At 36.3% G+C, this 12,320-nt stretch carries 12 protein-coding genes; 8 read left to right on the top strand and 4 right to left on the bottom strand.

What is annotated here, in order from left to right; all coding sequences use genetic code 11:
* The first annotated feature begins 532 nt into the window (after positions 1-532).
* Genes ABN099_RS01315 through ABN099_RS01295 form a run of 5 tightly spaced genes read left to right on the top strand, consistent with a single transcriptional unit; the run spans position 533 to position 6,200 of the window.
* Entirely contained in the window at positions 533-1,123 is a 591-nt protein-coding gene (locus ABN099_RS01315) for a fimbrial protein (protein WP_349461883.1), read from the top strand.
* A 43-nt stretch (positions 1,124-1,166) separates the two neighbouring features.
* Positions 1,167-1,862, top strand: a complete 696-nt coding sequence (locus ABN099_RS01310; protein ID WP_349461882.1) for a fimbrial biogenesis chaperone — start codon at positions 1,167-1,169, stop codon at positions 1,860-1,862.
* A gap of 55 nt (positions 1,863-1,917) precedes the next feature.
* Positions 1,918-4,389, top strand: a complete 2,472-nt coding sequence (locus ABN099_RS01305) for a fimbria/pilus outer membrane usher protein (protein ID WP_349462231.1) — start codon at positions 1,918-1,920, stop codon at positions 4,387-4,389.
* Between the two features lie 11 nt (positions 4,390-4,400).
* The gene (locus tag ABN099_RS01300; protein ID WP_349461881.1) at positions 4,401-5,480 is read left to right on the top strand and encodes a fimbrial protein; all 1,080 of its coding nucleotides are present in this window, start codon (positions 4,401-4,403) and stop codon (positions 5,478-5,480) included.
* A 12-nt stretch (positions 5,481-5,492) separates the two neighbouring features.
* Positions 5,493-6,200 (top strand): fimbrial biogenesis chaperone, encoded by a 708-nt coding sequence (locus tag ABN099_RS01295; protein WP_349461879.1) that lies wholly within the window; start codon positions 5,493-5,495, stop codon positions 6,198-6,200.
* Between the two features lie 88 nt (positions 6,201-6,288).
* Here ABN099_RS01295 and ABN099_RS01290 read toward each other — a convergent pair whose 3' ends face one another.
* From ABN099_RS01290 to ABN099_RS01280, 3 genes are read right to left on the bottom strand one after another with little or no spacing between them, the layout of a single operon-like run.
* The gene (locus ABN099_RS01290; RefSeq protein ID WP_349461878.1) at positions 6,289-6,450 is read right to left on the bottom strand and encodes a DUF2474 domain-containing protein; all 162 of its coding nucleotides are present in this window, start codon (positions 6,448-6,450) and stop codon (positions 6,289-6,291) included.
* The gene (gene cydB / locus ABN099_RS01285; protein WP_349461877.1) at positions 6,431-7,438 is read right to left on the bottom strand and encodes a cytochrome d ubiquinol oxidase subunit II; all 1,008 of its coding nucleotides are present in this window, start codon (positions 7,436-7,438) and stop codon (positions 6,431-6,433) included. Before cydB ends, ABN099_RS01290 begins: the two co-directional genes overlap by 20 nt.
* Entirely contained in the window at positions 7,428-8,762 is a 1,335-nt protein-coding gene (locus tag ABN099_RS01280) for a cytochrome ubiquinol oxidase subunit I (protein WP_349461876.1), read from the bottom strand. The genes cydB and ABN099_RS01280 overlap by 11 nt, the downstream gene beginning before the upstream one ends.
* Before the next feature lie 129 nt (positions 8,763-8,891).
* Here ABN099_RS01280 and ABN099_RS01275 point away from each other — a divergent pair, with 129 nt between their 5' ends.
* Positions 8,892-10,307, top strand: coding sequence for a PLP-dependent aminotransferase family protein (locus ABN099_RS01275; RefSeq protein ID WP_349461875.1), 1,416 nt, complete (start codon positions 8,892-8,894; stop codon positions 10,305-10,307).
* A gap of 126 nt (positions 10,308-10,433) precedes the next feature.
* Entirely contained in the window at positions 10,434-11,003 is a 570-nt protein-coding gene (locus tag ABN099_RS01270; protein WP_349461874.1) for a HutD/Ves family protein, read from the top strand.
* A gap of 48 nt (positions 11,004-11,051) precedes the next feature.
* Here ABN099_RS01270 and ABN099_RS01265 read toward each other — a convergent pair whose 3' ends face one another.
* Complete coding sequence (locus ABN099_RS01265) at positions 11,052-11,663, bottom strand: LysE family translocator (RefSeq protein WP_349461873.1); 612 nt, start codon at positions 11,661-11,663, stop codon at positions 11,052-11,054.
* Between the two features lie 162 nt (positions 11,664-11,825).
* On the opposite strand from ABN099_RS01265, the gene ABN099_RS01260 reads away from it, so the two are divergent.
* The gene (locus ABN099_RS01260) at positions 11,826-12,290 is read left to right on the top strand and encodes an Lrp/AsnC family transcriptional regulator (RefSeq protein ID WP_349461872.1); all 465 of its coding nucleotides are present in this window, start codon (positions 11,826-11,828) and stop codon (positions 12,288-12,290) included.
* The last annotated feature ends 30 nt before the right edge of the window (positions 12,291-12,320 follow it).

The following is a 12,320-nucleotide window of genomic DNA, read 5'->3' as shown; positions in this document are numbered from 1 at the left end:
AAAAATCAAAGGGAAAAGTACGCCATAACACACTGATTTTTATTTGATTTACAAAATGTCTCTGGCTGGTAATTGTATGTTAATAGCGCGTTTCTTTAATCTATAGCTATTAAAGTATTTTAAAGCTATTGAGTGCGCGTGTTATATAACAATTTATTTTAAATAAAAAATAAGAATTTATTATTAATATATTAATGCAATGACCATTTTAAATTGAAATCAAAAGAAAAATAAATTATTAATATATTAATATTTATGGTAACAAAAAATACAATTTTTTTTGAAAAAGATTTTTTAAAGTAATTATAATAATAGTAAATGAGAACATTAATATATTAAATATCGCAAGATTGATAAAGTAATTTGACTTATATCACGCAAATAAGAAAATATTTTAAATAACTGGCGGCTTTATTTGAATGTATCTAATATAAAAATGACTAGGGTTATCTTTAGTCACCTTTAGTTAATGATGGCAATAATAAAAGCTTATTCTTGCTAATTTAATACTTATCTATTCTCGGAGTTAAATATGTTTAAAAATAAACTCCCACTGTCATTATTATCAGTGGCTATTTTATCGACGTCAGCGTTTGCCGTAACTAATAGCGCAGGTGGTATTATCTCTTTCTCTGGTGCTATTAGTGATACCACATGTACAATTAATGGAGGAAATAGCGCAGACTTTTCTATTTTATTAGATCCAATTACGGTAACTGATGCCGGAACAACGGCAAATACCGTTATTACCAAGAATCAAAAGGAGTTTGCATTAACGTTCTCTGATTGTGCTCCAGCCTCAACACCAAGTGGTAGTAATTTAAAAATACATTTCTCTTCTGCTAATAGTATCTCCACCAGTGGATTATATTTAGTTAATGATACTGTAAATGAAAATGATCCAGCGGTAGCTAAAAACGTAGGTTTTAGCTTATCTACAACAGCAGCACCAACAGTTGCCATTCCTTTAAATGCGACGTTTGACACTGGTATTAAAGGTGATAAAACAGCACCTGATTCTGATACCTTACGTTTAATCGCAAGCTATTATAAAACAAATGCAACAGGTGCTAAAACAGGTCCTGTCCATTCTAATGTTATCTATACCGTCTCATATTTATAATATTTAAAGCCAGACTCATTGAGTCTGGCTTTTTTGGAAGATAATGATGAAAAAATTAATCCCATTTTTAATACTCGTTTTTTCCTCAATGAGTGTGCACGCTAATGTTATTATTAACGGTACTCGAATTATTTATAATGAAGGTACTGAAAGTATTAATGTTCAACTAACTAATAATGGAAATTTAGCTTCTCTTATTCAAAGCTGGATAGATAATGGCGATATCGATTCAACGCCTGAAAATGCAGTTTCGCCTTTCTATTTATATCCACCTATAGTGAAAGTTGCAGGAAGGCAAGGACAACTATTAAAAATTAAAATATCTAATGAGCAATTACCTAATAATAGAGAGCAGGTTTATTACCTAAATGTATTAGATATTCCAGAAAATGCTGAAGCAATGAATGGAAAAAGCTATCTTCAATTAGCAATGAAAACAAGAATTAAAATTTTTTATCGAGCTAAATCGCTAACCGATAATCCAGAACTTGTTAATGAAAAAGTTACTTATCAATTAATTGGCAATAAAGTTTTAGTTAAAAATAACTCACAATATCATTTCACAATAGCCTCTATTTCAACTGAGGGGACGCCTCGTGTTAGCCTGACTGATGCCGAAATGATCCCTCCGTTATCTTCTCGTGAGTTACCATTAATTAATAAATTAAAAAGTAATTCGGCTGTTGTTATTTATGTTGATGATTTTGGTGTTTATAAGTCGCAAAATATTAAACTCTAATTGAGATAACATCGTGAACAATCAAAAATATCTCTCAATTCTTATTTTTATAGGAATGCAAAATTATACTCAGAATCTGTATGCAGAGGGATTTGATACGTCTTTATTAGTAGGGAAATCAAAGCATGGAGATATATCTAGATTTTATATAGAAGATAAAATCCCAGAAGGAAAACAGTTGGTTGATATTTATGTTAACCAGATATGGAAAGGTCAATTTGAAATCGATATCAGTGGGGAAAAAGCAGATATTAGCCTTGATCCGAAGGATGTAAAAAAACTAGGCTTAAATCTTTCTTTAGAGACTAAACAACAAATAGATAAAGCGGGTTCAGTTCTTATAGATAGCTTGGCTAAAGGTGTTAGTGCAACGTTAGATATTAATAACTTAAGATTAGATATTATGGCTCCTCAGATTTCAGTTAAACAATCAGAGGTGGGCTATGTAGATGCAAGTTATTGGCAACAAGGTATATCTGCACTTATTCTTGCCTATAATATAAATTACTATAATTATAAAGAAAAAAAAGATAACAGAAGTAATAACGAAAATTTCTTTGCCAATATAAATTCCGGCGTTAACTTAGGTTCATGGCAATTTCGTGATGAATCTAACTATTCTTATTATTCCCATGGAAAGAGCCAATGGAAGAATAACACTCGTTATGTTTATAAAGCATTAAGTGGCATAACCGCAGGACTCACTATCGGTGATTTTTATACTCCCGCAGCTCTTTTTAATAGTATTGCATTTCGCGGTATTTCTCTTTCAACAGAAATGGGAATGTTGCCCAATTCAAGCCAAGGTTTTGCACCTATTATTAGAGGAATAGCCCAAACTAATGCATTAGTTAGTGTCTATCAAAATGAAAATTTGGTTTTTCAAGAAAATGTACCACCGGGAGAATTTTCATTTAGAGATATTCAACCTACTGCTGGCGGCGGTGATCTTTTAGTTGTTATTCAAGAGGCTGATGGCAGGAGAGAATCATTTACTGTGCCATTTTCAGCGGTTCCCGATATGCTAAAAGAGGGCGTTTATCGTTATAACGTGATGCTAGGTGAATCAAAAATAAGTAATACAGATTATCGACCTAAATTTGCACAAGGTGAATTTCATTATGGTTTAAGTAATCTGGTCACCGTATATACAGGAGGTATTGTCAGTGAGGATTATTATTCTGCATTAATTGGTAGTGGCTGGAATTTTAAATTTGGTGCTATTTCTGCTGATATTACGCATGCAAGTGCAGATCTTCAATCTGGAAAAAAAACAGGGCAAAGTTTTCGTCTTGCTTATAGTAAATACATGGATGCAACATTGACCAATCTAGCATTGGCAGCTTATCGTTATTCTACCAGTAATTACTATAGCTTTGTGGACTCGATATACTCTCATGATAATTACCAAGCTTGGAAAGACTATCAAAATGATATTTCCAAACAGCAGGGGAATAATAATACTGTTTCTGATTTAGACCTCACGACATTTGATGCATTACGAGGTTCCAGAGCTAAAAATACGTTTACCGTAAATCTAAACCAATATTTAGGGGAGCAGCGTGGTGTTGTTTTTCTTTCTGGTACACATCGAAATTATTGGAATGCTGAAGGGAGTAACCGTGAATATCAATTGGGTTATTCAAATAACTATAAAGATATCGCCTATAATCTTTCAGTCTCAAAATTAAGAAATTACGATAATAAAGAAGAAACTCGTTATTACTTCAATATCAGTGTGCCAATCTCCTTTTTTGATAAAAGAGCAAATATTAATACCTCTATTTATGCTGCTGATTCACGCTATCAGCAATCCACATTAAGTATGAGTGGTACCGCCGGTAAAGATGATTTAGTTAATTATACATTAACGGGTTCAAATCAAACGGGCGGTAATAACTTAGTCGGTGCTAATGTTAGTTATCGTCATCCTTATAGCACATTATCAGCATCCTATACTGAAGCGAATGATTATCGCCAAGGTGGATTAGGGGCAAGGGGAACGATGGTTGCCATACCTAATCATATTGCCTTCTCTGGTGATACTGGAAAAACCTATACTATTATTGATGCGCCAATGGCTAATAATATGATGGTGAATGGGAATAAAGCGACGTTAACCAATAATCAAGGTGTTGTGTTAGTCGCAAATACAATTGCGTATCGTACTAATACGTACACGTTAACTAATACTGAAAAGCCGTCTAATGCAGAAGTCGTGGGCAATATCACGCATGTAACACCTTATCTAGGCGCTGTCAATTACCTCACTTTAGCTACTGATCAACGCCAGACTTTTATTCTTAAAGCTTCTTTAGAAAGTGGCGAGAGCCTGCCTTTTGGAACCGAGATTTTAAATAATAAGAAACAGAGTATTGGTTATGTAGGTCAATCCAGTGTGCTTTATTTAAAAAGTAATGCATTACCTTCTGCTATTTATATCAAGTTAAATGAAGCAGGCAAAACAGAGTGTGTGATTAATAATTTAATAAATACGATGGACAAAAACCGTAATATCTGTCGATAAAGGAAAGCATTATGAAATCATCAACCTTTATATTTTTGCTATTATTAGGAACGATAAGTCAGCAGGCTGTTGCAAGTTGTAAGCCAGATAATACGATCACTGCACCTAATGTTAATTTTGATTTATCTGCGGATTTAAATAGTACCTCAACAACGGTAACGAAAACGAGTAGAACAGTATTTCCTGGTACATTTAAATGTACGGCAAAAGGAATACTATTTCCTAATACAGTTGGTATTGCTTCCCCCTTTGCTGATAATCGAGTTGGCACGATAGGTTTTAATGGTGGAAAACAGTTTGTTGCTATTACATTAACCGCATTAGAAAAAGATAGAGTAACTGATATTACAGCAGGAACACATCCTGGATCTGACTTAGATACTAACTTTAGTTTAAAATTTACTTTGGTTAATAGTAAACCTTCTTCTAATTATATTGAAGTCGCTGGTAATGCTGCTGTTGTAACACCCGTTATTTTAGCCTCTGATGCTTCTAGTCTGGGGATTGTTCAATGGTTATTAAATATTGTAGTAAAATTGGTGCAATTTTTATTAACTTGGCAATGGCCTGTCGATCAAAATGATATTTTTTTGCAGCCAATGCAAATTACTTATAATCCAGTAATGACGACGTGTAATTTTTCTAATGCTGGATTAACGGTAGCATTGCCATTAATTAGCATTAAAGATGCTAAAACCGTCGATAAAGCGGGTTATACACCTTTTACACTGAATTTTACTTGCCAAGATTTCTTAAGCGGTTCAAAAGCATCTCGTGATATTAGTATGTTTTTATCTAGCCAAAATTTATTAGCAACGGATAAATCAGTATTAACTAATACAACCACTCAAGGTGCAAGTGGTGTCGGATTTCGTGTCGTAAAAAGTGATAACACAACAAGCCCACTTGTATTTTCTGACAGTGTTAGTGCTCAGGGAAATGCAACAAGTATATTTAGTGTTACAAAAGGAGATACGCTTTCACCTTCATTTTCGATAAATATGGCTGCCTATTATTATCCTTATAATATAAATGCTATCACTCAGGGAAAAATAGAAAGTGCGGCAACGGTTGTAATGTCATATAACTAGAGAGTAAGAAAAATGAAGAAGAAAATATGTGGTTATTTTATTTTAATATTTATTTTTTTCACACACTCAACTTATGCAAGTGTGGTACTTGAACGTACTCGTTTAATAGTTCCAGCAGACAAAAAAATAGTGGCATTACAAGTTTTTAATCAAAGTGAACAATCCACATTAATACAAAGCTGGATTGATGAAGGCGATATCACATCAACGCCAGAAACAACAACCGCACCTTTTTTTGTTATCCCTCCTATGACAAAAATATCAGCGAATGGAGGTATACAATTAAAAATACAACAACTAGAGAATCACTTACCAATAGATAGAGAATCTATTTTCTATTTAAATGTATTAGATATTGCACCAAAGCCAGAAAATAAGAGTAACTCGAATACCTTACAATTAGTATTACAAACACGAATTAAACTTTTTTATCGACCAACTCAACTTAATACAAAACCAGATAACATTATTGATAGTCTTAAAATAAAGCGACAAGCGCAAAATTTAGCAATAAGTAATCCAACCGCTTATTTTTTTACTCTATCAAAAATATATTCTGAAGAGGGTGAAGATAAGCCACTTGTTGGTGCAATAATGATTGCGCCTTTCTCAACACAACAAGTTCAATATCAAGGCACTATTTCACCTAATCAGTTGGTTACCGTTGTTTATATTGATGATGATGGTCATTATTTGCAGAATAAGAAAAACATTAATTAATAATGTACTGTTTTATGCAAAAGAAAAGGGCTGAAAATAACGTCAGCCCTTGGTTTTTTATTATTATCTTGCTGTGTGTATCTATTGCCTATTTCACTTTCATTCCGGCTGCTGTCATTAAAAACCGAAAGAGAGAAGAGACCGCAAACAGGGCAATCACACTACAAAACCAAATTGTGATAAGCCATCCCCATTTTTTAAGTAATGAGGGTTTGCTTGCTGTTGCAGGATCAGTGATAGCCTTCTTCATAATTAGTTTTTCCTCTGAATACGTAGTAACTCCAGAATGTGTAAACAAGAATAATTGGAATAATAAATAGTGCGCCTACTAGCATAAAACCTTGGCTTTCTGGTGGTGCCGAGGCTTCGACAAAGCTGATGGCTGGTGGAATAATATTTGGCCAAATACTAATGCCTAGCCCTGCAAAGCCTAAGAAAATAATGGCTAACGCACCAAAGAATGGTAGGTAGTGTCCTTTTCTTTCTACAGAGCGAATAATTAGCCATGTACTATATAAAACCAGCAATGGCACAGGTAAAAAGAAGAAAATATTAGGTAAAGAGAACCAGCGTTCAGCAATGGCAGGCTGCGCCAATGGCGTCCATGCACTTACAATAGCAACTACGGCAAGCATTACTAAAGTTAATGGCTTGGCAACTTTATATAAACTTTGCTGTAAGTGACCTTCGGTTTTCATAATTAGCCAGCCACAACCTAATAATGAATAGGCGATAACTAAGCCAAGACCACAAAATAGAGGGAAGGGAGTTAGCCAATCAAGGTAGCTGCCAGCAAAAGTACGATTAACAACAGGCAAACCTTGAACAACGCTACCAACAACAATACCTTGCGTAAAGGTCGCTAATACTGAGCCAACAATAAAGGCTTTATCCCAAAAAGATTGATGATTATCATCAGCCTTAAAACGGAATTCAAAGGCGACACCACGAAATATCAATGCGACAAGCATCAACGTTAAAGGCATCGCTAGTGCATCAAGTATGACGGCATAAGCGAGAGGGAATGCACCAAAAAGTGCAGCACCACCCAAAACTAACCATGTTTCGTTGCCATCCCAAACCGGTGCAACGGTATTCATCATTAGGTCACGATCTTGTCTATCTTTTATAAAAGGATAGAGCATTCCAATACCAAGGTCGAAACCATCCATAACAATGTACATCAGTGTACTAAATACGATGATGATGAACCAAATGACTGGTAAATCAATTCCCATTTTGAACCTCCGGCGTGCCTTTGCGGATCAGTTTTAACATATAGGCATATCCAATGCCGAACACAGAACCATAGACAACAAAGAAGATCAGCAGGCTAATGCTCATATGCATTTCGCCATGAGCGGAAACAGCGTCACGGGTTCGTTGTATGCCATAAACAATCCAAGGTTGACGCCCAACTTCGGTAGTAAACCAGCCAGCAAGGATGGCGATAAGCCCTGAAGGTGCCATTAAAAAGGTTAAACGTAAGAACGCTTTCGATTGATATAGCTTATTTCTATAACGTAACCATGTTCCCCAAACACCCACTAAAATCATCAACATGCCAAGACCAACCATAATGCGAAATGACCAGAAAACAATCAGTGAATTAGGTCTATCTTCTTTAGGAAACTCTTTGAGTGCAGGGACTTGTTTATCTAAACTATGGGTTAAGATAAGACTGCCAAGATAGGGGATTTCTAACGCATATTTGGTCTCTTCAGCATCCATATCTGGCATACCAAAAAGGATCAGTGGTGTTGCTTCACCAGGTTTATTTTCCCAATGACCTTCAATCGCCGCTATTTTTGCTGGCTGATGTTTTAAGGTATTTAACCCATGAACATCACCAATTAGCGCTTGAATAGGGGCAAGAATTAAGATCATCCACAAAGACATCGACAACATTTTTTTCATTGCTGAAGAGGTATTACCCTTGAGCAGATGCCAAGCAGCAGACGCGGCGATAAAAAAGGCAGAAGCAAGAAATGCCGCAACACCCATATGAGCAAGGCGATAAGGGAATGACGGATTAAAAATCACGGCAAACCAGTCAGTTGGCACAACTTGGTTATTAATAATTTCAAATCCTTGCGGTGTTTGCATCCAGCTATTTGATGCCAAGATCCAAAAAGTGGACATCAATGTGCCTAGTGCAACCATACAAGTGGCAAAAAAGTGGAGTTTTTCGCCTACTTTATGCCAACCAAATAGCATAACACCTAAAAATCCCGCTTCTAAAAAGAAGGCGGTAAGCACTTCATAAGTCAGTAATGGCCCTGTTATAGAGCCTGCAAAGTCTGAAAATAGGCTCCAGTTTGTACCGAACTGATAAGCCATAACCAAGCCAGAAACAACGCCCATAGCAAAGTTAACAGCAAATATTTTTGACCAAAAATGGAATAGCGCTAAATAGTCCTTATTGCGGGTTTTTAACCATAAAGCTTCCAACACCGCTAAAAAGCTAGCAAGTCCGATAGTAATAGCAGGGAAGATAATATGGAAAGAAATTGTAAACGCAAATTGGATACGCGCCAAATCAAAGGCACTTAACCCAAGCATAAAAAACCTCGTTATTAATATGTAAATTGCAGGTAAATCGTGTGGATTAGTAGACCATATGAAAGTAGACTATAATAGTGACAATAAGTTTAAAAGTGACTATAACAGTTTTGAGGTAAACAGTTTTATATGACTCGATATGAACAGCTTGCAGCGCAAATTCGTCAGCAGATTGAAGATAATATCTGGCAATCAGGCGACCGTTTACCCTCATTACGGGATACGGTTAAACAATCTGGCTTAAGTTTGATGACGGTTTTACAATCGTATCAGTTATTGGAAAGTCAGGGGTGGATAGCCGCTCGCCCCCAATCAGGCTATTACGTTGCACATCGCAACACGCGTTTCGGTCAGGTAACAGCCAGTAAAGGGCTGCATATGAGCGAAAATGTCGAAATAAGTACCTCTATTTTTAATGTGCTACAGGCATGTAAAGATCCCGATATTATTCCGTTTGGTTCAGCGTTTCCTGATCCAAGTCTGTTTATTCAACCTAAATTAAGTAGCGCGTTAGCGGCGGCAGCAAGGCATTTAGCACCGCAAAGTTCAGTGATTAACTTGCCACCGGGTAATGAAAAATTACGTCGTAATATTGCTCAACGCTATGCTTTACAAGGCATTCATGTATCACCGGATGAAATTGTTATAACCGCGGGGGCAATGGAGTCGCTCAGTTTTAGTCTGCAAGCGGTTACAGAGCCGGGTGACTGGGTTGTGATTGAATCACCCGCTTTTTATGGTGCATTACAAGCTATCGAGCGTTTACGCCTTAAGGCTATCGCGATTAAAACCGATCCTGTAACCGGGATATGTTTAGATGAACTAGAAAAAGTGGTTGCAAAATACGATATCAAAGCGTGTTGGTTAATGAGCCATTGCCAAAATCCATTGGGTGGAACAATGCCTGATGAGAACAAAATTAAGCTGGTGGATATTTTAGCGCGAAATCAAATCACCTTAATTGAAGATGATGTCTACGGAGAGCTATATAATAGTCCAAAAGCACCGATGCCAGTAAAAGGCTTTGATAAAGCAAATAGTGTGTTGCATTGTGCATCGTTTTCTAAGTGTTTAGCACCGGGCTTTCGTGTAGGTTGGGTTGCTGCCGGAAAACATGCAACAAAAATTCAACAATTGCAGATGATGAGTACCGTCTCTGCAAGTATGCCCACACAACAAGCGATAGCCGATTATCTTTCGCAAGGTGGTTATGATACGCATCTTCGTCGTTTAAGATTATTGCTAGAACAAAGGCGTTATCGCATGTTGCAAGCAATACAAACGCATCTACCTAATGATGTAAAAGTGAATATCCCCATTGGTGGCTATTTCTTATGGCTTGAATTTGAATCCGATTTTGATGCTAATCAACTCTACCATTTCGCATTAGAGCGTGGGGTGAGTATTGCACCGGGTTCTATGTTTTCAACCAGTTCTCAGTTTAATCATGCCTTTCGTTTAAACTCTTCGTTTCAATGGAATAACCGTACTGAACGTGGAATGGAAATTATTGGCGAAGGGTGTCGTAAATTACGTCGGAAATAGCGTAGAAATAGCCGATGTTGGCGCACATTTTTAAAAGTTGTCTATTGATTTATGAACGGTAATCTCCAATGATTGACCCTTAGCCTCGCTATCAGACTAATTAGCCAGATATTGTAGGAGGAGACAATGAAACTACGTTGTTTTGATCAACAAGAGTTACCGTTTATTTCATGGAGTAATCAGCGAGGAACAACACAAGAAATTGTTTGTTGGCCAGTTAATAATGATTTTTCATGGCGTGCATGTTTAACCTCTATTGAAGATAATAGCTCGTTAGGCCAATTTCCTGATATAGAACGGCAAATGGTATTGTTAGAAGGTAATGGCATCAATTTAAACAGTCCCGGTTTTTTTAATCATTCAGTTACTGCATCTTATCAACCGTTCGATTTTTCAGGTGATATACATGTACGCTCTGAATTAATTGAAGGCGCGGTTAAGTGTTTAAATATTATGGTGCGTCGCACCTGCTGGAAAGCAGAAACCACTTTGGTGACACAACCTTTAGTTTTACCTAGTTCTCATGCCGGATTAATTTATGTGATAGAGGGGCAATGGGCATTAACAGGTGCTACTTGCCAACATCTTTCAAAAGGGCAAGGTGCTTGGTGGTTGCCGGATATTCGAGAAGGTGAAATTAGCCCATTGAGTGCTAATAGTCAGCTATTATGGGCAGATATTCGACCACTGAAATAATAAAAGCTTCGTGGTCAAATAGGGAGGTATAACGGTTTTATATTGATGTTAATTTAATGCCAGATTTATTGCAGCAAAGGTGAGTAATCCACCCGCAATACCATCATTGTAACGACGACGTTTATCAGATAAACCACCTTTTAAACCTATATAAGCAAAAAATGAACCTAAAATACCGTAAATTATCAGGCAAGTAGTAATAAATATCCCTGATAACAGCATAGATTGCAGTGCTATATCATTATGACTATCAATAAAGTTTGGTAAAATAGCTAAATAAACTAATAACCCTTTAGGATTGAGAAAACTGGTCAAAAAACCTTTACGAAAAACATGTTGGGTTTTATTTGCAGAAATAGCTAATTTTCCTTTTTTACAAGCAGATAGCAGCATTTTAACGGCAAGATAGCCAATATAAGCAACACCAATCCACTTAAGTAAATTAAATAAGATAGGTGATGCAGCAACGATAGTGGCAAGACCTAATGCACTGAACATTGCATGAGTAAGATACCCACTAATGACGCCAGCATTCGCTATCCATGTTTGTCTCATTCCACTAGCAAGTCCTTGTGATGAGATAAAAAGAATATCGGGTCCTGGGGTACAAATAAGTGGTAATACTGTCAGGGTAAATAATAATAAAGTGTTAAATTCCATCTTTTTCACCTGATATAAATATGTTGAGTTGAACACTGTTTTTGCTGTGAAATTTAGCTGAAAAATTATATTATGTTTTCGAAAAAATCGGGTTGCTTTGTTGCTAACAAAAATAATTAATTGGCAATAAAATTCCATAAATAGAGCTAAGGTTAATCTTTGATGTCAATAAAATTGGATAAGATAGACAAACATATTTTGCAAGTGCTTCAACGTGACGGCAAAATCCAGAACATTGAGCTAGCAAAAGAAGTTGGGCTTTCACCTTCTCCGTGTTTAAGACGAGTGCGATTACTTGAAGAGTCAGGTGTTATTACTCGTTATGTTGCGGTTTTAGATGGTAGTAAAGTTGATGCTGGTTTGTCTCTATTTGCACGTATCTGGTTTAGAGCACAAGATGCTGAAACCATTGAAGAGTTTGTAAATGCAATAAAAGTATTACCAGAAGTTGTTGAGTGTCATTTAATGGCAGGTGAATGTGATGCCTTGATCCGCATCGTGACAAAAGATTTAGCGACCTATCGTCGTTTTCATGCTGATTATTTAACGCAAATCCCAAGTATCCAAAGTATAAAAACAGAAGTACCAATGGAAACTGTTAAAGTAAGTTTTGCTTTACCGCTGTAACGGTGGGCGCATTGAGAATTATAGAGTAAA

It is taken from the genome of Proteus hauseri (assembly GCF_040139125.1).
In the GTDB taxonomy this organism is placed as follows: Bacteria; Pseudomonadota; Gammaproteobacteria; order Enterobacterales; family Enterobacteriaceae; genus Proteus; species Proteus hauseri_B.
The sequence above is the reverse complement of the archived record's forward strand: the minus strand, read 5'-3'. Positions and strand labels throughout refer to the sequence as shown.

What these genes read in the sequence shown, in the direction of transcription:
- ABN099_RS01315 (WP_349461883.1), top strand. Translation starts at nt 533, where the DNA reads ATGTTTAAAAATAAACTCCCACTGTCATTATTATCAGTGGCTATTTTA.
- ABN099_RS01310 (WP_349461882.1), top strand. Translation starts at nt 1,167, where the DNA reads ATGATGAAAAAATTAATCCCATTTTTAATACTCGTTTTTTCCTCAATG.
- ABN099_RS01305 (WP_349462231.1), top strand. Translation starts at nt 1,918, where the DNA reads ATGCAAAATTATACTCAGAATCTGTATGCAGAGGGATTTGATACGTCT.
- ABN099_RS01300 (WP_349461881.1), top strand. Translation starts at nt 4,401, where the DNA reads ATGAAATCATCAACCTTTATATTTTTGCTATTATTAGGAACGATAAGT.
- ABN099_RS01295 (WP_349461879.1), top strand. Translation starts at nt 5,493, where the DNA reads ATGAAGAAGAAAATATGTGGTTATTTTATTTTAATATTTATTTTTTTC.
- ABN099_RS01290 (WP_349461878.1), bottom strand. Translation starts at nt 6,450, where the DNA reads ATGAAGAAGGCTATCACTGATCCTGCAACAGCAAGCAAACCCTCATTA.
- cydB (WP_349461877.1), bottom strand. Translation starts at nt 7,438, where the DNA reads ATGGGAATTGATTTACCAGTCATTTGGTTCATCATCATCGTATTTAGT.
- ABN099_RS01280 (WP_349461876.1), bottom strand. Translation starts at nt 8,762, where the DNA reads ATGCTTGGGTTAAGTGCCTTTGATTTGGCGCGTATCCAATTTGCGTTT.
- ABN099_RS01275 (WP_349461875.1), top strand. Translation starts at nt 8,892, where the DNA reads ATGACTCGATATGAACAGCTTGCAGCGCAAATTCGTCAGCAGATTGAA.
- ABN099_RS01270 (WP_349461874.1), top strand. Translation starts at nt 10,434, where the DNA reads ATGAAACTACGTTGTTTTGATCAACAAGAGTTACCGTTTATTTCATGG.
- ABN099_RS01265 (WP_349461873.1), bottom strand. Translation starts at nt 11,663, where the DNA reads ATGGAATTTAACACTTTATTATTATTTACCCTGACAGTATTACCACTT.
- ABN099_RS01260 (WP_349461872.1), top strand. Translation starts at nt 11,826, where the DNA reads ATGTCAATAAAATTGGATAAGATAGACAAACATATTTTGCAAGTGCTT.